This window comes from Halomonas sp. BM-2019, from assembly GCF_017584085.1.
The window spans coordinates 53,811-72,485 of the sequence record NZ_CP071922.1; the positions used below are offsets into that span (position 1 = coordinate 53,811).

Annotated in this window: 17 protein-coding genes and 1 other RNA gene; 10 read left to right on the top strand and 8 right to left on the bottom strand. The window is 68.0% G+C overall.

Features of this window, described 5'->3' with window-relative positions; all coding sequences use genetic code 11:
* Positions 1-471 (bottom strand): EamA family transporter (locus J5F18_RS00280; RefSeq protein WP_346300377.1); only part of this gene is annotated, 471 nt, incomplete at its 3' end.
* A gap of 2 nt (positions 472-473) precedes the next feature.
* Positions 474-755, bottom strand: coding sequence for a DUF2218 domain-containing protein (locus J5F18_RS00285; protein ID WP_346300378.1), 282 nt, complete (start codon positions 753-755; stop codon positions 474-476).
* A 716-nt stretch (positions 756-1,471) separates the two neighbouring features.
* On the opposite strand from J5F18_RS00285, the gene J5F18_RS00290 reads away from it, so the two are divergent.
* Positions 1,472-1,921, top strand: coding sequence for an HNH endonuclease (locus J5F18_RS00290; RefSeq protein WP_346300379.1), 450 nt, complete (start codon positions 1,472-1,474; stop codon positions 1,919-1,921).
* Positions 1,922-1,992: 71 nt separating this feature from the next.
* Here the strand turns inward: J5F18_RS00290 and dnaJ are convergent, their stop codons facing one another.
* From dnaJ to grpE, 3 genes are all read right to left on the bottom strand, one after another.
* The gene (gene dnaJ / locus J5F18_RS00295) at positions 1,993-3,144 is read right to left on the bottom strand and encodes a molecular chaperone DnaJ (protein ID WP_346300380.1); all 1,152 of its coding nucleotides are present in this window, start codon (positions 3,142-3,144) and stop codon (positions 1,993-1,995) included.
* 91 nt (positions 3,145-3,235) lie between these two features.
* On the bottom strand, positions 3,236-5,167 hold the full coding sequence (gene dnaK / locus J5F18_RS00300) for a molecular chaperone DnaK (RefSeq protein ID WP_346300381.1): 1,932 nt from the start codon (positions 5,165-5,167) through the stop codon (positions 3,236-3,238).
* A gap of 126 nt (positions 5,168-5,293) precedes the next feature.
* On the bottom strand, positions 5,294-6,001 hold the full coding sequence (gene grpE, locus J5F18_RS00305; protein ID WP_346300382.1) for a nucleotide exchange factor GrpE: 708 nt from the start codon (positions 5,999-6,001) through the stop codon (positions 5,294-5,296).
* Positions 6,002-6,221: 220 nt separating this feature from the next.
* Here grpE and recN point away from each other — a divergent pair, with 220 nt between their 5' ends.
* Complete coding sequence (recN, locus tag J5F18_RS00310) at positions 6,222-7,895, top strand: DNA repair protein RecN (protein WP_346300383.1); 1,674 nt, start codon at positions 6,222-6,224, stop codon at positions 7,893-7,895.
* 161 nt (positions 7,896-8,056) lie between these two features.
* On the opposite strand, the gene fur is transcribed toward recN, so the two are convergent.
* Positions 8,057-8,503 (bottom strand): ferric iron uptake transcriptional regulator, encoded by a 447-nt coding sequence (gene fur / locus J5F18_RS00315; RefSeq protein WP_346300384.1) that lies wholly within the window; start codon positions 8,501-8,503, stop codon positions 8,057-8,059.
* Positions 8,504-8,575: 72 nt separating this feature from the next.
* Here fur and J5F18_RS00320 point away from each other — a divergent pair, with 72 nt between their 5' ends.
* Positions 8,576-9,043 (top strand): outer membrane protein assembly factor BamE, encoded by a 468-nt coding sequence (locus tag J5F18_RS00320; protein ID WP_346300385.1) that lies wholly within the window; start codon positions 8,576-8,578, stop codon positions 9,041-9,043.
* A 52-nt stretch (positions 9,044-9,095) separates the two neighbouring features.
* Here the strand turns inward: J5F18_RS00320 and J5F18_RS00325 are convergent, their stop codons facing one another.
* Together J5F18_RS00325 and J5F18_RS00330 are read right to left on the bottom strand one after the other, a co-directional pair.
* Entirely contained in the window at positions 9,096-9,395 is a 300-nt protein-coding gene (locus J5F18_RS00325) for an RnfH family protein (RefSeq protein WP_346300386.1), read from the bottom strand.
* A gap of 3 nt (positions 9,396-9,398) precedes the next feature.
* Positions 9,399-9,833: a type II toxin-antitoxin system RatA family toxin gene (locus tag J5F18_RS00330; protein WP_346300387.1), complete on the bottom strand. Its 435-nt coding sequence runs from the start codon at positions 9,831-9,833 to the stop codon at positions 9,399-9,401.
* Between the two features lie 128 nt (positions 9,834-9,961).
* Here J5F18_RS00330 and smpB point away from each other — a divergent pair, with 128 nt between their 5' ends.
* From smpB to ybiO, 7 genes are all read left to right on the top strand, one after another.
* Entirely contained in the window at positions 9,962-10,453 is a 492-nt protein-coding gene (gene smpB, locus J5F18_RS00335) for an SsrA-binding protein SmpB (RefSeq protein WP_346300388.1), read from the top strand.
* A gap of 40 nt (positions 10,454-10,493) precedes the next feature.
* Positions 10,494-10,874: a transfer-messenger RNA gene (gene ssrA, locus J5F18_RS00340) on the top strand.
* Positions 10,875-10,964: 90 nt separating this feature from the next.
* Positions 10,965-11,981: a Fic family protein gene (locus tag J5F18_RS00345; RefSeq protein WP_346300389.1), complete on the top strand. Its 1,017-nt coding sequence runs from the start codon at positions 10,965-10,967 to the stop codon at positions 11,979-11,981.
* Between the two features lie 284 nt (positions 11,982-12,265).
* Positions 12,266-13,465: a saccharopine dehydrogenase family protein gene (locus tag J5F18_RS00350; protein ID WP_346300390.1), complete on the top strand. Its 1,200-nt coding sequence runs from the start codon at positions 12,266-12,268 to the stop codon at positions 13,463-13,465.
* 6 nt (positions 13,466-13,471) lie between these two features.
* Positions 13,472-14,629 carry a carboxynorspermidine decarboxylase gene (gene nspC, locus J5F18_RS00355; protein ID WP_346300391.1) on the top strand — a complete coding sequence of 386 codons (1,158 nt, stop codon included), beginning with the start codon at positions 13,472-13,474 and terminating at the stop codon, positions 14,627-14,629.
* A gap of 162 nt (positions 14,630-14,791) precedes the next feature.
* Positions 14,792-16,087, top strand: a complete 1,296-nt coding sequence (locus J5F18_RS00360; RefSeq protein WP_346300392.1) for an aspartate kinase — start codon at positions 14,792-14,794, stop codon at positions 16,085-16,087.
* 213 nt (positions 16,088-16,300) lie between these two features.
* Positions 16,301-18,601 carry a mechanosensitive channel protein gene (ybiO, locus tag J5F18_RS00365; RefSeq protein WP_346300393.1) on the top strand — a complete coding sequence of 767 codons (2,301 nt, stop codon included), beginning with the start codon at positions 16,301-16,303 and terminating at the stop codon, positions 18,599-18,601.
* Positions 18,602-18,675: the final 74 nt, after the last annotated feature.

Consider the following 18,675-nt stretch of genomic DNA (forward strand, 5'->3'; position numbering starts at 1 on the left):
GAACACCGCCTCGCCGAGGCCGAAGCGCAGCCCGCCGGCCTCGCCCAGCGACTCGGCGAAGGCCAGGCCCAGGGCGCCGGCCGCCCCCAGGCCCAGGATGGCCGGCAGGCGCCAGCCGCGACGCTCCACCCGGAATCCCAGCCCCAGCAGGAAGGCCAGCAGCGGCACCGTGACGTAGAGGGTGGCCATGGAGAGGGCCGTGGCGTGGTGGGCCGCCCAGAACATGGCGCCGAAGAAGCCGGCCAGGCAGAGGCCCATCAGCCCATAGAGGGGCAGTGCCCGCGGCGGCGGCACGAAGCCCGGGGCGCGGCGGGCCAGCCACCAGAGCCCGGCACAGGCGATGGCGAAGCGCAGCGCCGTGAGCGAGAGCGGCGGCAGCTCGCTCATCAGCCCCACGGCGGGAAAGGAGAGCCCCACCAGCAGCGCCCAGAGCAGCATGCCCAGGTGGGCAGCGCGGGGGGACACCGCCACGCTCAATTCTCCCAGATGATCTCCAGGACCTCATCGCCGGCCATGCGCTCGAGGTGGCTGGCCACCACGCCCTCCAGGCGGTCCAGGCCCTCCTCGTCCAGGGCCTCGATGGCCACCACCAGCTTGCCCTCCTCCACCTGCATCAGGCAGGTGCCGCCCTCAAAGGTCACCCGCCCCTCGCCCTCCTGGTACGCCACCTCCAGCTTGTGGGCCCAGTGCTTGCACAGCCGCCGAATCAGCTTCTCGCCGGACTCGGTGGCGATCTCCGCGCGTGAAATGGGCATGCTCGCCTCCGCTCGTCGCTCGATGAGCCTCCAGACTATGACGGCACCGCCTCCGCCGCCAAGCGCCTCTTGCAGCAGAGCGAAGGGTTCGATCAGCCGGGTCACCGGGAGCTACCTCACCGCCTGGGCAGTGAGTGCGTTTCTGCACCCGCGACCGGCGCTCGAGCGCTGCCGGCGTGGTAACGTGAGCCAAAGCTTCCGAGGTCAGGAAAGGAAACCGTATGGAGGAATCACTGGAGTGCCTGGTTCGCCTTAGGGTCGACAGGAAAGGTGGCCAACCCGCACCGCATCAACCCTGTTTGCTACTGGCAATCATCTGCGAGATCCAGGCTGGCCACATCACTTCACCGCTGGTTCGGATCGATACGCGCCTGATAGCCCGCTACCATGACATCTTCGAAACAGCCACGGGTGAGCGGCATAGAGCCCGCCCCTGGATGCCGATCTGGGCCCTGAGGAACAGAAAGGGGCCCACCGGACTTCTCTGGCGCCCCGAATACCTCCCAGCTGTTCGGGACTTGGCCGATCAGATGGGCCAGCCGAAGTCCTTGAAGCAGCTCGAGCAGCGCTTTTGTGCCGCTTCCCTCGATCCCACCCTGTTTTCAGCCCTGGAAGACAGCACGACTGCCAGAGAGGCCTGCGCACTTCTGACTTTCACCTACCTCGCCACCGATGGAGATGCCTATTCCAGAGTTGGCGAGTATCTCGAGACGGCATTGACCAGCGGCGATTACGAGAAGCATCCCGAGCGGCTAAGAGGCAGTGTCCAGGAACCACAGCAGCAGTATGCCCGCTCCGCCGCCTTCCGCTCCCTGGTACTGGAGGCCTACGACTACCGCTGCGCGGCGAGCCGCTTGCGCTATATCACCCCGGACTATCGCTATCTGGTGGAGGCGGCCCACCTGATCCCCTTCGCCGAGAGCCAGGACGACCGCCCCGTCAACGGCCTGGCGCTGACGCCCAACCTGCACTGGGCCATGGACAATCACCTGATCGCCCCCGGTCCCGACCATCGCTGGCACCTGAGTCCTACAGTGGACGCCCTGGTGCCCGACAACCGCTGGCTCTGCGAGCTGGACGGCCAACCCCTGGTGCTGCCCCGGGACCCGCAGTGGCATCCTGCCAAGGAGGCCCTGGCCTGGCGACTGGACCGCCTGCAGCGCTGAGACCGTACACGAGAGGGCCCCGGCATCTGGCGATGCCGGGGCCCGTCGATCTCCGCGAGGCGTGATGCCGTTTACGGCTTCATATCCTCGAAGAACTTCTTCACGCCGTCGAAAAAGCCACTCTTCTTGGGCGAGTGGTGGGCGCTGTTGGTGCCGCCGAGGCTCTCCTGGAACTGGCGCAGTAGCTCCTTCTGCTCCTCGTTGAGCTTGACCGGGGTCTCCACCACCACCTTGCACAGCAGGTCGCCGGGGGCGCCGCCGCGCACCGGCTTCACCCCCTTGCCGCGCAGCCGGAAGAGCTTGCCGGTCTGGGTCTCGGGCGGGATCTTGAGCTTCACCCGGCCGTCCAGGGTCGGCACCTCCAGCTCGCCGCCCAGTGCGGCGTCGACGAAGTTGATCGGCACCTCGCAGTGCAGGTGCTTGCCGTCGCGCTGGAAGATATGGTGCGGCTTGATGTGCACCTGGACGTAGAGGTCCCCGGGCGGCCCGCCGTTCATGCCCGCCTCGCCCTCGCCGTTGAGGCGAATGCGGTCGCCGGTGTCCACCCCGGCGGGAATCTTCACCGAGAGGGTGCGGGTCTCGCGCACGCGGCCCTCGCCGTTGCACTTGTGGCAGGGCACCTTGATATGCACGCCGCTGCCGTGACAGGTCGGGCAGGTCTGCTGCACGGCGAAGAAGCCCTGCTGCATGCGCACCTGGCCGTGGCCGGCACAGGTCGGGCAGGTCTCCTTGCTGGAACCCGGCTCGGCGCCCTCGCCATCGCAGCGCTCGCACTCCACGTGGCGCGGCACGCGGATGTCCACGCTGGTGCCGGCCACGGCGCTCTCGAGGTCCAGCTCGAGGTTGTAGCGCAGGTCGCTGCCGCGGGCCGGGGCGTTGGGGTGGCGACGCCCGCCGCCCCCGCCGAAGATGTCGCCGAACACATCGCCGAAGATGTCGCTGAAGCCGCCGGCCCCGGCGCCGCCGAAGCCACCGCCGCCGAAGCCGCCGGCCTGGCCGTCGACGCCGGCATGGCCGAACTGGTCGTAGGCCGCGCGCTTCTCGCTGTCGGTCAGGACCTCGTAGGCCTCGGAGACCTCGCGGAATTTCTCGGCGGCGCTGTCATCGTCCGGGTTGCGGTCCGGGTGAAACTTCTGGGCGAGCCGCCGGTAGGCCTTCTTGATCTCTTTCTGATCGGCCCCGCGCTCTACGCCCAGCACCTCGTAATAGTCACGTTTGGACATCGGTCTGTCCGCCTCCGTCGCGGTACCGCGGAAACACCAACGCGGGAGTCAGGCCCCCGCGCTGGCGTCATCCGTGAATCAGATGCGTGGTTTACTGCTTCTTCTGGTCGTCGTTGACTTCTTCGTACTCGGCGTCGACCACGTCATCTTCCGGCTTGGCGCCGGCCTCGCCGGCCTCACCGCCAGCCTGCTGGGCGGCCTCGGCCTGGGCGGCGTACATCTTCTGCGCCAGGTTGCCGGAGGCCTCGGTCAGCTTGTCCAGCTTGGCCTGGATGTCGTCCTTGTCATCCCCCTTGATCGCCTCCTCGAGCTCCTTGGCGGCGCTCTCGATGGCCTGCTTCTCGTCCTCGCTGGCGTGCTCGCCGGCCTCCTGCACGGTCTTGCGGGCGGCGTGGACCATGCCGTCGGCCTGGTTGCGCAGCGCCACCAGCTCCTCGAACTTCTTGTCCTCGTCGGCGTGGGCCTCGGCGTCGCGGACCATCTGCTCGATCTCATCGTCGGAGAGGCCGCTGGAGGCCTTGATGACGATCGACTGCTCCTTGCCGGTGGCCTTGTCCTTGGCGGAGACGTGCAGGATGCCGTTGGCGTCCAGGTCGAAGGCGACCTCGATCTGCGGCACGCCGCGCGGCGCCGGCGGGATGTCGGCCAGGTCGAAGCGGCCCAGCGACTTGTTGCCGCCCGCCTGCTTGCGCTCGCCCTGCAGCACGTGGATGGTCACGGCGGTCTGGTTGTCATCCGCGGTCGAGAAGGTCTGGGTCTTCTTGGTCGGGATGGTGGTGTTCTTCTCGATCAGCGGGGTCATCACGCCGCCCAGGGTCTCGATGCCCAGGGTCAGCGGGGTGACGTCGAGCAGCAGCACGTCCTTGACGTCGCCGCCCAGCACGCCGCCCTGGATCGCCGCGCCCACGGCCACCGCCTCGTCCGGGTTGACGTCCTTGCGCGCTTCCTTGCCGAAGAAGTCGGCCACCTTCTGCTGGACCATGGGCATGCGGGTCTGGCCGCCCACCAGGATGACGTCGTCGATCTCGGAGGCCGACAGGCCGGCGTCCTTGAGGGCGATCTTGCAGGGCGCCAGGGAGCGCTGCACCAGATCCTCCACCAGCGACTCCAGCTTGGCCCGGGTCACCTTGACGTTGAGGTGCTTGGGCCCGGTCTGGTCGGCGGTGATGTAGGGCAGGTTGACGTCGGTCTGCTGGGCGCTGGAGAGCTCGATCTTGGCCTTCTCGGCGGCTTCCTTGAGGCGCTGCATGGCCAGGTTGTCGCCGGAGAGGTCGATGCCGCTGTCGGCCTTGAACTGATCGACCAGGTAGTTGATCAGGTGCATATCGAAGTCTTCGCCACCCAGGAAGGTGTCGCCGTTGGTGGCCAGCACCTCGAACTGGGTCTCGCCGTCGACGTCCGCCACCTCGATGATGGAGATGTCGAAGGTGCCGCCGCCCAGGTCGTAGACCGCGATGGTCTTGTCGCCGCGGGCCTTGTCCATGCCGTAGGCCAGCGCCGCCGCGGTGGGCTCGTTGATGATGCGCTTGACCTCGAGGCCGGCGATGCGCCCGGCATCCTTGGTGGCCTGACGCTGGCTGTCGTTGAAGTAGGCCGGCACGGTGATCACCGCCTCGGTGACGGGCTCGCCCAGGTAGTCCTCGGCGGTCTTCTTCATCTTCTTAAGCACTTCGGCGCTGACCTGCGGCGGCGCCAGCTTCTTGCCCTTCACCTCCACCCAGGCGTCGCCGTTGTCGGCCTCGGTGATCTTGTAGGGCACCATCTTGATGTCCTTCTGGACGACGTCGTCCTTGAAGCGACGGCCGATCAGGCGCTTGATGGCATAGAGGGTGTTGGTCGGATTGGTGACCGCCTGGCGCTTGGCCGACTGCCCCACCAGGGTCTCGCCATCATCGGTGTAGGCGATGATGGACGGCGTGGTGCGTGCGCCCTCGGCGTTCTCGATCACCTTGGCGCTGTCGCCGTCGAGCACGGCGACACAGGAGTTGGTGGTCCCCAGGTCAATACCGATGATGCGTCCCATAGGAAGTCCTCGAAAAGTCGTTGCAGTGTATCCGGAATGGTGTTCTGCGGCCTGCGCCGCGGAGTTGACGTCTATCTGGGGGCCGCGGATGCCATTTCAAGCCCCGCGGCCAGGATTTGTTGCGGCTCAGCCGGCAGCCTGACTCACCACCACCATGGCCGGGCGCACCAGGCGCCCATTGAGCAGGCAGCCCTTCTGGAACACCTCCATCACGGTGTTGGGGTCGAGTTCCGGGTTGGGCACCATGGCCATGGCCTCGTGGTACTGCGGATCGAAGGGCTCGCCGGCCGGCTCCAGCATCTCCACGCCGAACTTGCCCAGCACGTCGAGCTGCATCTTCAGCGTCATGGCGACGCCCTCGCGGTGGGCCTCGTTGGCCTCCTCGCCCATGGCCTCCAGCGCCTTCTCCAGGCTGTCCACCACCGGCAATAGCTCCTTGACGAACTTCTCCAGGGCGAACTTGCGGGCCTTCTCGGCCTCCTGTTCGGCGCGGCGGCGCACGTTCTGGGCCTCGGCGGCGGCGCGCAGCGCCTGGTCCTTGGCCTCGGCGACGCTCGCCTCCAGCTCCTCGACGCGGGCGGCCAGCACATCGGCCTCGGGGTTGTCGCTCGTCTCGGCGGCGACCTCGGGGCTGTCGCTCGTCTCGGCGGCGGCCTCGGGGCTGTCGCTCGTCTCGGCGGCGGCCTCGGGGCTGTCGCTCCCCTCGGCGGCGGCCTCGGCCTGCTCGGCCGCCTCGACGGCCTCCTCCAGCTCGCCCTCTACCGGCTGCGGTTCGGCCTCCTGCTCACGGCGGGCAAGCTCATCGTCCAGCGGAGTCTGGGTATCTCTGGCCATGGGTCTCTCCTGACAGGGAGGCGGCGACCCAGGGTCGCCGGCTCGACAATGAATGACGGGATATCACGAGTCTGCCGGGTATATGGGGACGGGAGACGGGAACTCAAGGCGAGGCCGGCGACCGTGCATTGTGGGGCACTCTGGACTACTGTATAAACGCACACATAGTGGATGGATACCCAGTAGCCCGAGCAGGGCGTATCGACTCCCGGGAGGCCTCATGCTGACAGAGCTTGCCATTCGCGACTTCGCCATCGTCGATCACCTGGAGCTGGAGCTCGCCGGCGGCATGACCGCCATCACCGGCGAGACCGGCGCCGGCAAGTCGATCCTGCTCGGGGCCCTGGGGCTCTGCCTGGGAGAGCGCGCCGATGCCGGCAGCGTGCGCCACGGCGCCGAGCGCGCCGACCTCAGCGCCCGCTTCGACATCGCCGCGCTGCCCGAGGCCCGCGCCTGGCTGGCCATCCGGGAGCTGCCCGACGACGACTGCCTGCTGCGCCGCGTGGTGAGCGCGGGCGGCCGCTCCAAGGCGTGGATCAACGGCCAGCCGGCCACCGTGGCCGACCTCAAGGCGCTGGGCGAGCGGCTCATCGAGGTCCATGGCCAGCACGCCCACCAGGCGCTGCTGCGCGAGGAGACCCACCTGCGCCTGCTCGACGACTTCGCCGGCCACCGCGAGGCAGTGGCCGAGATGGCCGAGACCTTCCGCGCCTGGCAGGCCGCCCGGCGCCGCCTCAAGCGGCTGGCCGAGGACGGCGACGAACTCGCCGCCCGCCGCCAGCTGGTGCGCTACCAGGTCGAGGAGCTCGACCAGCTGGCCCTGGCCGAGGGCGAGCTGGGCTCCCTGGAAGAGGAGCAGGAGGCGCTGGCCCACGCCGAGGAGCGCCTGCGCGAGGCGCAGTTCGCCGCCGAGTGCTGCGACGGCGACGAGGGCGGCGCCATGACCCTGCTCACCCGGGCGATCAACCGCCTCTCGGCGCTGCCCGGCAGCGACCGCGGCCGTGTGGCCGAGGCGCTCACCATGCTCGGCGACGCCCGCATCCAGGTCGAGGAGGCGGCCCGGGAGCTGCACCACGTTGCCGAGGCCACCGAGCTCGACCCGGAGCGCCTGGCCTGGGTCGAGGAGCGCCTCGGCGAGGTCCACCGCCTGGCCCGCAAGCACCATGTGATGCCCGAGGAGCTCACCACCCTGCACCAGCGCCTGCAGGGCGAGCTGGCGGGCCTGGAGGGCGGCGAGGAGGACCTCGAGGCACTGGAGGCCAAGGTCGACGCCCTGCGCGAGCGCTGGCGCACCCAGGCCCGCCAGGTCGGCGAGGCACGGCGCCAGGCCGCCGGGCGCTTCGGCCAGGCGGTGCAGGAGCAGCTCGCCTTCCTGGCCATGGGCAAGGCGCGCTTCGAGGTGGAGCTGCTGGCGCGAGAGACCCCGGCCGCCGAGGGATTGGAGGGGGCGCGCTTCCTGATCAGCGCCAACCCGGGCCAGCCGGCCCGGCCGCTGGCCCGGGTGGCCTCCGGGGGGGAGCTGTCGCGCATCAGCCTGGCGATCCAGGTGGTGGCCGCCCGCCACTCCACCATCCCCAGCCTGGTGTTCGACGAGGTGGACGTGGGCGTCTCCGGGGCCACCGCCGAGATCGTCGGCCAGCTGCTGCGCCGCCTGGGCGAGCAGGGCCAGGTGATGACCGTGACCCATCTGCCCCAGGTGGCGGCCCAGGCCCACCGGCACCTGCATATCGAGAAGCAGGCCGAGCGCGACACCACGCTCACCCGCATGGCGCTGCTCGACGAGGCCGGCCGGGTCGGCGAGCTGGCCCGCATGCTGGGTGGGGTCAACCTCTCCGAGCGCACCCTGGCCCACGCCCGGGAGATGCTCGACGCCAGCCAGCGCCCGCACCACTGAAAGGATGCAACCTCTCCGAGCACTCTCGATACCCCCGGCCCACGCCCGGGAGATGCTCGACGCCAGCCAGCGCCCGCACCACTGAGCCCGTCACAACGGCAAGCGGCCCCGATCCAGGATCGGGGCCGCTTGCTGAGACAGTCGCGGTGCCTCGCGTTCGCCTACTTCTTCGCCGGGCCGTCCTGGCGGGTCACGCGGGAGCCGCGCGGCCGCACATAGAGCACCAGCGCATGGTCGACGAGCTCGAAGCCATGCTCCTCGGCGATCTCCTGCTGGCGGCGCTCGATGGTCTCGTCGAAGAATTCGATGATCTCGCCGCTCTCCAGGCACACCATATGGTCGTGGTGGTCCTCCTGGGAGATCTCGAAGACGGCGTGACCGCCATCGAAGTTGTGGCGCACCACCAGGCCCGCCGACTCGAACTGGGTCAGCACGCGATAGACGGTGGCCAGGCCCACGTCCTCGCCGGCTTCCAGCAGGGTCTTGTAGACGTCTTCGGCGCTCAGGTGATGCTCGCCCTGCACGTTCTCCAGGATCTGCAGGATCTTCACGCGGGGCAGGGTCACCTTCAGACCGGCCTTGCGCAATTCATGGTTCTGGTCGGCCATGGTCACTCTTCGCAGTAACGGGTAGGGTCGGGTATGATCGACCGAATCCACGATAGTGAAGAACAGGCGCAAATGCAAAAGTTGACTAGAATCGTCACCCTTTCGGCGGCGCTGCTGATGGTCAGCGGCTGTGGCTACTTCGGGGTCTACAAGCGCGACATCCCCCAGGGCAACCTGGTGACCGCCGAGATGGTGGAGCAGCTGCGGCCGGGCATGACCCGCGACGACGTGGTCTACGTGATGGGTCGCCCGCTGCTGGAGGCGCCCTTCGATGCCAACCAGTGGGACTATGTGTTCCGCCTCGACGAGGCCTACGCCGGGGTGGAGCGCCGCCGCGTGACCCTCACCTTCGACGGCAACCGCCTGGTGGATATCCAGCGCGAGGGCGACCTGGAGCGCGATATCGAGCTGCGCACCATCGAGGGCGCCGGCCCCCAGGTGGAAGGCGCGGACCCGCTGGACGCCACCCCGACCCCGGAGCCTCAGCCCGAGGGCGGCGCCACGGTGCCCATGGGCGGCGAGCCGGCCAGCGACTTCTGAGCCAAGCCGGCGCCGATCATGACGCCCCGCTGCGGCCCTGCCGCGCGGGGCGTCAGCCTTTCTCGCGGGCCGCTCGGGCCTGCCTGGCCGCCATGGGGTCGATCGTCAGCGGGCGATAGATCTCCACCCGGTCGCCGGCCCGCAGGCGCTGGTCGCTCGGTTCGCGCAGCCGCCTGCCGAAGATCCCCAGGTCGGCCTGATCGAAGGTGTCGCGGGGCAGCTCGGGGAAGTGCGCCGGCAGGTCGGCCAGCGCCACGGCCTCCCGGGCCGTGGTCCCCAGGGGCACGCTCAGGGCCACCACGGCCTGACGTTCGGGCAGGGCGAAGGCCACCTCCACCGGGATCTCGGCCATGGCTCAGCGCCCGTAGAGGTCGTCGGCCCGGCGGGTGAAGGAGTCCACCAGCTGTCCCGCGACCTGCTGGAAGAGCTTGCCGAATGCCATGCCCAGCAGGCGGCTGGCAAACTCGAACTCCATCTCCAGGCACACCTTGCAGGTGTTCTCGCCCATGGGTATGAACAGCCAGCGGCCGCGCAGCCGCTTGAAGGGGCCGCTGACCAGCGACATCTCGATGCGCTCCGGCTCGATGAGGTCGTTGCGGGTGGCGATGCTCTGCTCGATGCCGGCCCGACCCAGGGTCATCTCGCCGATCAGGTGGGAGTCGTCGCGCTCGAGCAGCCGCGCGCGTCGGCAGCCCGGCAGGAACTCCGGATAGCGTTCGAAGTCGTTGACCAGGTCGAACATCTCCTGGGGGGTATGCCGCACCATGGCGGTTCGGTTGACCGTTGGCATTGAGCTCTCCGCTGACTTCACAGTGCCCAGGGCGTATCATGAGCCGTTATTTCAGGCCTTGAATGGTATCACGCTTCCCTCCATATCGAAGGGCAAGCCGCCACAGGCACGGACAGACACGAGGTTTCATGGCCAACAAGAAAGGCAAGGGCAAGGGGCCCGGCAGCAACGTCATCGCCCTGAACAAGAAGGCGCGCTTCGAATACCACATCGACGAGGTGTTCGAGGCGGGCCTGGTGCTGGCCGGCTGGGAGGTGAAGAGCCTACGCGCCGGCAAGGCCCAGCTCACCGATACCTACATCCTGATCAAGGGCGGTGAGGCCTGGCTGCTGGGCAGCCATATCATGCCGCTCAACACCGCCAGCACCCACGAGGTGGCCGACCCGACGCGGACCCGCAAGCTGCTGCTGCACCGCAAGGAGATCGCCAAGATCTTCTCGCGCACCCAGGACAAGGGCCACACCTGCGTGCCGCTGAAGCTCTACTGGAAGGGCAACCGGGTGAAGTGTGAGCTGGCGCTGGTGACGGGCAAGAAGCTGCACGACAAGCGGGCCACCGAGAAGGACCGCGACTGGCAGCGACAGAAGGGCCGGGTGATGCGGGAACAAAACCGCGCCTGACCTGTCACAAAGCCGCACATCCTGTTAGGATGCGCGATGAGGGGGCGACATGGTTTCGACGCCGGTGACAACCCCTGCGGTGCATGCCGAGAGCGTGATGTATCTCGTAAATCCAACATCACAATTGAATAGTCGCAAACGACGACAACTACGCTCAGGGCGCGCTGGCAGCTTAACAGCCGCTAGCTTCTAGTCCGGCCCCAAAGTGATGTGCCCATTCATCACGGCGGGGATACGAGCGACGATTGATGGGATCGCAACTGGCGGCGTCTTCACGTCAGTTGTTAAAACTCTGAAGAATCGCGTTGCTGGATCCTGACCGTCGGAGCCAGAGACGCTAAACCAAATGACGGAACCTAAGCATGTAGAGCCAATGGGCGAGTGCTGGCGGACGCGGGTTCAATTCCCGCCGCCTCCACCACACAAGTCGACGAATCAAGCACCTACGGGTGCTTTTTTCGTTTTGCGAGCCGCCGGCTGAGCGGCATCTCTCCCCCAGAGAGGCTGCTCCATGAGCCCCTACCGTCCGCCCTACACCCTGACCCCGGCGATGCTGAATCTTGTCGCCGAGATCAGCGAAGCCATCGGTCGCTACAGCGCCCTGGCGGAGCAGGACCTGACGCCTCGCCTGCGCCGTGAGAATCGCATCCGCACCATCCAGGCGTCATTGGCCATCGAGAACAATACCCTGACCCTGGAACAGGTCACAGCGGTGATCGAGGGCAAGCGGGTGCTGGGACACCCCCGCGAGATCCAGGAAGTCCTCAATGCCTTTGCCGCCTACGAAGCCATGGAGGACTGGACCCCAGGCTCCGAGAAGGATGTGCTGGCTGCACACGCGCTGCTGATGAGAGGCCTGGTAGACGAGGCCGGCCGATACCGCTCGGGGGGAGTCGGCATCTACCTGGGCGAGCAGTTGGTACACATGGCGCCACCGGCCAACAGAGTCCCGACGCTGATGGACGACCTGCTGGCCTGGCTCGACGGCAGCCACGAGCACCCTCTGGTGGCCAGCTGCATTTTTCACTATGAATTTGAGTTCATCCACCCCTTTGCCGATGGCAACGGCCGCATGGGCCGGCTATGGCAAACCTTGATCCTGCGCAGCTGGAAACCCCTGCTGGCATACCTTCCGGTCGAGTCCGTGATGCGCGACCGCCAGGGGGCCTATTACCAGGCCCTGGCACAGGCCGATGAACAAGCGGATGCCGCGCCGTTCATCGAGTTCATGCTCCTCGCCCTGCGCGATGCGATTCACGAGGCAGCGGGCACCGACCAAGTAACCGACCAAGTTGCCGCCCTGCTCCGCGCCCTTGGCACCGGCGAACGGGGCAGCCAGGAACTGATGCAGGCGATGGGACTCTCCCACCGGCCGACCTTTCGTGACAACTACCTCAACCCCGCCCTGGAGGCAGCGTGGATCGAGCGTACCCAACCTGGAGCCCCTCGCAGCCCGACACAACGCTATCGCCTGACGCCCAAGGGGCAGCGCTGGCTGAAACGGCACAGCGGAGGGCATCCGGGTTAGTGAATCGTCACCTTGCTTCGCCCCTAGTGCCCATCGCCAGACTGTCACGATACCCGGCCAGCCTGCTGACACCCCGGCCGCGACCTTCGTCTAACCCTTGACGCGAAAACCACTTGATACCAGCCTCAGGGGGCGCCATTATCAGCGCCCACTCGTCTACCCCCCTCCCGGGGAGCCGGGCGAGGGCCAAGACCGGGGTGGCATCGGGTCGGGGGCGCCGAGGCGCTTCACTACCGATAAGACCCTACCACTGTTGACATTTCCCGATCTGGATTCGAAACCCCATGAGCAAAGTCCTGATTATCGGCGCCGGCGGCGTCGGCGGTGTGGTGACCCACAAGTGCGCCCAGCATCCCGAGATCTTCAGCGAGATCCTGCTGGCCAGCCGTAACGAGGCGAAGTGCCAGGCGATCGCCGCCCAGCTGGATCGCCCGATCCAGACCGCCCGGGTGGACGCCGACAGCGTCGACGAGCTGGTGGCGCTGATCGAGTCGTTCAAGCCCGACGTGCTGATCCACGTGGCCCTGCCCTATCAGGACCTGACCATCATGGAGGCCTGCCTGAAGACCGGCGTGCCCTATCTGGACACCGCCAACTACGAGCACCCCGACGAGGCGAAGTTCGAGTACAAGGAGCAGTGGGCCTTCCAGGACCGCTACCAGGCGGCCGGCAACATGGCCACCCTGGGCTGCGGCTTCGACCCGGGCATGACCAACATCTACTGCGCCTACGCCCAGAAGAACCTGTTCGACGAGATCCACCGCATCGACATCCTGGACGCCAACGGCGGCGACCACGGCTACCCCTTCGCCACCAACTTCAACCCGGAGATCAACATTCGTGAGATCACCGCGAAGGGGCGCTACTGGGAGAAGGGCGAGTGGAAGGAGACCGACCCGCTGGCGGTGAAGCGCACCTTCGACTTCGACGGCATCGGCGAGAAGGACATCTACCTGCTCTACCACGAGGAGCTCGAGTCCCTCAGCCAGAACATCAAGGGCCTGGAGCGCATCCGCTTCTGGATGACCTTCTCCGACAAGTACATCACCCACCTCAAGGTGCTCGAGAACGTCGGCATGACCCGCATCGAGCCGATCGAGGTGGGCGGCGCCAGGATTGCCCCGCTGGAGTTCCTCAAGGCGGTGCTGCCCGACCCGGCCTCGCTGGGCCCGCGCACCAAGGGCAAGACCAACATCGGCATCATCGCCGACGGCATCAAGGACGGTAAGCGGCGCAAGGTGTACATCTACAACATCTGCGACCACGAGCAGTGCTACGCCGAGGTGAAGTCCCAGGCGATCTCCTACACCACCGGCGTGCCGGCGGTGACCGGCGCCATGCTGATGCTGGAAGGGATCTGGAAGGGCGCGGGCGTGTTCAACGTCGAGCAGCTCGACCCCGACCCCTTCATGGCGCGCATTGGCGAGATGGGCCTGCCCTGGCAGATGGTCGAGCTCGACCCCGACGTCGACCTGCTGGGCTAAGCCACGATGGCAGACAAGGCCTACCCTTTCGACATCCACGCCTGCCCGTCGCCGGCCTATGTGGTGGACGACGCCCTGCTGCGCCGCAACCTGGAGCTGCTCGGGCAGGTCCAGGAACGCAGCGGCGCGAGGATCCTGCTGGCGCTGAAGGGCTTCGCCATGTGGGACTGCTTCCCCATGATCCGCCAGTACCTGGTGGGCACCACGTCCAGCGGCCAGGACGAGGCGCGGCTCGGCGCCGAGACCTTCGGCGGCGAGGTGCACTGCTACTCGCCGGCCTTCACCGAGGAGGAGATGGCCGTGGTGCTGCGCTATGCGGACCATTTGAGCTTCAACTCCCCGGGCCAGTGGCGGCGCTTTCGCGAGACCATCGCGGAAGCGCCCCGCCGGGTCTCCTGCGGCATGCGGGTCAATCCGGAGCACTCCACCGGTTCGGTGCCGCTCTACGACCCCTGCGCGCCGGGCTCGCGGCTCGGCACCCGGGCGGCGGACCTCCTCCCCGAGGTAATGGAAGGGCTCGAGGGGCTGCACTTCCACACCCTGTGCGAGCAGAACAGCGACGACCTGGAGTCGACCCTGGCGGCTTTCGAGGCGAAGTTCGGGCACTACCTCGCCGGCCTGAAGTGGGTCAACTTCGGCGGCGGGCACCATATCACCCGCGCCGACTACGACGTCGAGCGGCTGGTAAGGGTGGTCCGTGACTTCAAGGCGCGCCATCCGCACCTGACGGTCTACCTGGAACCCGGCGAGGCGATCGCGCTCAACACCGGCTACCTGGTCTGCACGGTGCTGGATATCGTCGAGAACGAGGGGCCCATCGCCATCCTCGACACCTCCGCCACCGCGCACATGCCCGACGTGCTGGAGATGCCCTACCGACCGCAGATCATCGGCGGCGGCGAGCCGTTCGAGAAGGCCCACACCTATCGCCTGGGGGGCATGACCTGCCTCGCCGGCGACGTGATCGGCGACTACTCCTTCGAGGCGCCGCTCGCCATCGGCGACCGCCTGGTGTTCACCGACATGGCCCACTACACCATGGTCAAGACCACCACCTTCAACGGCATCCGCCTGCCGTCGATCTGTCGCATCGACGAGAAGAGCCGCGCGGTGCGCACGGTCAAGACCTTCGGCTACGTGGACTACATGCAGCGGCTCAGCTGAGCCGCCCGCCCCACCGCTGCAGCACCCCCTGAAGCCCCCTCGTGGGGCTTCACGGCGTTCTGGCCCCGGACGATCGACGCTGCCCGCGAGAGGCACCACCCCTTCCCCGCCGCGGCCCTGGCCTCTAAGGTGAACGGACAGCCATCGCTCAGGGAGTCCGTCATGCCCCAGGTCTACAAGTTCGGCGGCGCCTCGATCCAGGACGCCGATGCCTTTCGCCGACTGGGCACGCTGCTCGCCGAGGGGGTCGAGCGCCCCCGCGCCCTGGTGGTCTCGGCCATGGGCAAGACCACCAACGCCCTGGAGGCGCTTCTCGCGGCAGCCCGGGAGCAGGACGAGGCGGACTATCGCCAGCGGCTGACGGCGATCCGCGACGACCACCTGGCCGTGGCCGAGGCGCTGTTCGGCCCGGACAGCCGGGTGGCGGCCGAGCTGTCTCGGCTTGTCGATGAGCTGGACGCCGCCCACGCCGCCCACCGCCAGGCCTCCTACCCCTTCCACTACGACCAGACGGTGGGCTTCGGGGAGCTGCTCTCCACCACCCTGCTGGCCGCTTGGCTGAACGCCCAGGGGGTGGCGACCCGCTGGTGCGACGCCCGCGAGCTGATCGTCACCGACGACCGCCACCAGGCCGCCAGGATCAACTGGTCGGCGACCCGGGCGCGCATCACGGGAGCCGCCGCCCGGGACGAGGCGCTGCTGCTGACTCAGGGCTTTATCGGCGCCACCCCGGCGGGGGCCATGACCACCCTGGGCCGCGAGGGCTCCGACTTCAGCGCGGCGATCCTCGCCGAGGCCCTGGCCGCCGAGGGACTGACCATCTGGAAGGACGTGCCGGGGCTCTTCAACGCCGACCCGCGACGCTTCCCCAATGCCCGGCAGATCCGGCGGATCAGCTACGCCGAGGCCCTGGAGCAGACCTGGCACGGCGCCAAGGTGATCCACCCCCGCACCCTGGCCCCGCTGCAGCGCGCCGGCATCCCGCTGACGGTACGCTCCTTCCTGGAGCCCGAGGTCCCGCCGAGCACCATCGGCCCGGAGCCGGGCGACGGGGATCACCAGCCCGCCCTGATCCTGCGCGACGAACAGGTACTGCTCGAGGTGAGCGACCGGGAGGGCGGCTTCATCGAGGCGGGCCTGATGGCCGACGCCCTGAACGCCCTGGCCGAACAGGGGCTCAATGCCAACCTGCTCGAGGTGGAGGCGCAGCGGCTGCGCCTGGTGGTGAACCGCCAGGAGGAGCGGCTCGCCCCCCTGCTGGAGCGGCTGAATGCGTGCGGGGCGGTTAGCCACCGCGAAGACCTGGCCCTGCTGACGGTGCGCCACCCCGGGGAGGGACTGATGGCCGCCCTCGACGCCGGCAGGACGCCGCTGGTGGCGCGGCAGAGCGGCGCCACCGCCCAGCGCCTCTACCCGGCCGCCGAATGCCCGGAGCGCTGGCAGATCCCCGAGCCCTGAGCATCTTCGCCGGCCCGCCGCCGCCCCAGGCCCTGGCCGTGCCGGTCGTCGCCCAGCGGCGACGATATACATGACCTGTACAACGCTACGGCGCTGCGACAACCCGGGTGTTGTCAACGAGCAAAGTCAGTATCATGCCGACAGCATGATCGGCCCCCCCGACACGACACCTCGCCCCACACGCCAAGAGACGGAGGTCACAGCGTGAACCCCATGCGATCCCTTCCCCTGCTGCTCGGTTGGCTGCTGGTCGCCCTGCTGGCGCTGGCCGGCCCGGTCCAGGCCCAGCCGGCCGACGCGGGTGACCGGCCGGCCAACGCCACCCTGGCCGACCTGCTCGAGGACGAGCAGACCCGCCAGCAGCTGATCGACCAGCTGCGTGGCATGGCCGAGACGCCCGCCGCCGAGCCCCCCCCGGAGGAGGCCACGCCCTCCCTGCCGCGCCAGCTGGCCGAGATCACCAGCCGGGTCGCCAGCGATATCGGGGGCCAGCTGGGTAGTGCCCTGGACGTGCTGCGCAACATGGCAAGCGGCGACCTGGACACCGACTTCGACATGGCGGCCTTCACCAATGCCACCATCAACCTGGGCCTGGTGATCCTCGCCACCCTGGTGCTCTTCGTCGGCTTCCGGCGCCTGGCCAAGCCGCTGTTCGCCGGGATCAGCCAGTGGTCGCTTACCGGCGACGGCCTGACCCGGGTGCTGCGCCTGGTGATCTGCGTGGCCCTGGCCGCCGTGGTCGACGTGCTGATCGTGGCCTTCGCCTACCTGGGCGGCAACCTGATCGCCACCTTCGCCATCGGCGAGACCGGCGAGCTCTCCACCCGCGCCTCGCTGTTCCTCAACGCCTTCCTGGTGATCGAGCTGCTCAAGGCGGCGGTGCGCATGCTCTTCGCCTCCCGCTACGAGGGGCTGCGCCTGCTGCCCATCACCTCAGAGGAGGCCTCCTACTGGAACCGCTGGATCGCCCGTCTGATCGGCCTGGTGGGCTATGGCCTGATGGTGGTGGTACCGCTGGTCAACTTCTACATTTCGGCCGCCCTGGGTCAGACCGTCGGCACCCTGATCATGGTGGGCGCCTACCTCTATGCGGTGATCGTGGTGCTCAAGAACCGCCTGCGGCTGCGCAACGCCATCAACGACAAGGCGCGCCGGAGCACCATGGCCGCCAGTCGCATCTCGCTGCAGCTGTTCGCCCGCACCTGGCACCTCTTCGCCCTGGCCTACTTCACCATGGTGCTGGTGGTGACCCTGACGCGCCCGGTGGATGCGCTGCCCTTCGTGCTCTTCGCCACCCTGAGAACCATCGCCGCGGTGGTGGTGGGGCTGTTGCTCTCCAGCTTCCTGACCCAGACCATCGGCCGGCGCATCCGCCTCTCCGATGACCTGCGCCGCAAGCTGCCGCTGCTCGAGCCGCGCCTCAACAGCTACGTGCCCAACGCCCTGAGGGCGATCCGCACCGTCATCCTGGTGCTGGTGATCATGCTGGTACTCAACGCCTGGGGGGCCTTCGACCTGGCGGCCTGGTACGCCTCGGAGGCGGGCAGCACGCTGATCGGTAAGCTGGTCAGCGTGGGGGTGATCCTGGCGTTCGCCATCGGCGTCTGGCTGGCGCTGGCCAGCCTGATCGAGCACAAGCTCAATCCCGAGACCGGCACCGGCGAGCCCGATGCCCGCGCCAAGACGCTGCTGACCCTGTTCCGCAACGCCCTGGCCATCGCCCTGGTCACCATCACCACCATGATCGTGCTGGCCGAGATCGGCATCAATATCGGCCCGCTGATCGCCGGTGCCGGTGTGCTGGGCCTGGCCATCGGCTTCGGCGCCCAGAAGCTGGTCCAGGACATCATCACTGGCATCTTCATACAGGTGGAGAACGCCATGAACACCGGCGACGTGGTTACGGTGGGCGGCATCACCGGCACCGCCGAGCGCCTGAGCATTCGCTCGGTGGGCATCCGCGACGTCAACGGCACCTATCACATCGTGCCCTTCTCCAGCGTGGATACCGTCTCCAACTATATGCGCGAGTTCGGCTACCACGTGGGCGAGTACGGCATCGCCTACCGCGAGAGCATCGACGGGGCGATCATCGCACTGCGCGAGGCCTTCGACGAGCTGGCGGCCAGCGAGGAGCACAGGATGAACATCCTCGCCCCGCTGGAGGTGGCCGGCGTCACCGCGCTGGCCGACAGCTCGGTGAACATCCGGGTGCGCATCAAGACCACCCCCGGCAACCAGTGGGCCGTGGGTCGCGCCTACAACCGCCTGGTCAAGCTGCACTTCGACGCCCAGGGCATCGAGATCCCCTTCCCCCACACCACCCTCTACTTCGGGGTCGGCAAGGAGGGCGAGGCGCCCCCGGCCAACCTGCGCCTCATGCAGCAGGACTTCGATATCGACGGGCGCCCCGGCGGCCAGCCCCGCTCCGGCGAGCAGAGCCGCGCCGGCGAGGAGGACCCGCGCTCGAAGCCCAATCCCAAGTTCAAGGGGGACTTCGACGACGAGGACTGAGTCGACGGCTCACGCCTCGCCACCCGGAGCGGGCTGCCCTCGGCAGCCCGCTCTATCGTTGATGCTTACGCAAA

Coding starts and splice junctions, on each gene's coding strand:
- J5F18_RS00350 (WP_346300390.1), top strand. CDS start 12,266: ATGAGCAAAGTCCTGATTATCGGCGCCGGCGGCGTCGGCGGTGTGGTG.
- grpE (WP_346300382.1), bottom strand. CDS start 6,001: ATGGCCAGAGATACCCAGACTCCGCTGGACGATGAGCTTGCCCGCCGT.
- smpB (WP_346300388.1), top strand. CDS start 9,962: ATGGCCAACAAGAAAGGCAAGGGCAAGGGGCCCGGCAGCAACGTCATC.
- J5F18_RS00285 (WP_346300378.1), bottom strand. CDS start 755: ATGCCCATTTCACGCGCGGAGATCGCCACCGAGTCCGGCGAGAAGCTG.
- J5F18_RS00330 (WP_346300387.1), bottom strand. CDS start 9,833: ATGCCAACGGTCAACCGAACCGCCATGGTGCGGCATACCCCCCAGGAG.
- J5F18_RS00360 (WP_346300392.1), top strand. CDS start 14,792: ATGCCCCAGGTCTACAAGTTCGGCGGCGCCTCGATCCAGGACGCCGAT.
- J5F18_RS00325 (WP_346300386.1), bottom strand. CDS start 9,395: ATGGCCGAGATCCCGGTGGAGGTGGCCTTCGCCCTGCCCGAACGTCAG.
- J5F18_RS00320 (WP_346300385.1), top strand. CDS start 8,576: ATGCAAAAGTTGACTAGAATCGTCACCCTTTCGGCGGCGCTGCTGATG.
- recN (WP_346300383.1), top strand. CDS start 6,222: ATGCTGACAGAGCTTGCCATTCGCGACTTCGCCATCGTCGATCACCTG.
- fur (WP_346300384.1), bottom strand. CDS start 8,503: ATGGCCGACCAGAACCATGAATTGCGCAAGGCCGGTCTGAAGGTGACC.
- J5F18_RS00345 (WP_346300389.1), top strand. CDS start 10,965: ATGAGCCCCTACCGTCCGCCCTACACCCTGACCCCGGCGATGCTGAAT.
- ybiO (WP_346300393.1), top strand. CDS start 16,301: ATGCGATCCCTTCCCCTGCTGCTCGGTTGGCTGCTGGTCGCCCTGCTG.
- nspC (WP_346300391.1), top strand. CDS start 13,472: ATGGCAGACAAGGCCTACCCTTTCGACATCCACGCCTGCCCGTCGCCG.
- dnaJ (WP_346300380.1), bottom strand. CDS start 3,144: ATGTCCAAACGTGACTATTACGAGGTGCTGGGCGTAGAGCGCGGGGCC.
- dnaK (WP_346300381.1), bottom strand. CDS start 5,167: ATGGGACGCATCATCGGTATTGACCTGGGGACCACCAACTCCTGTGTC.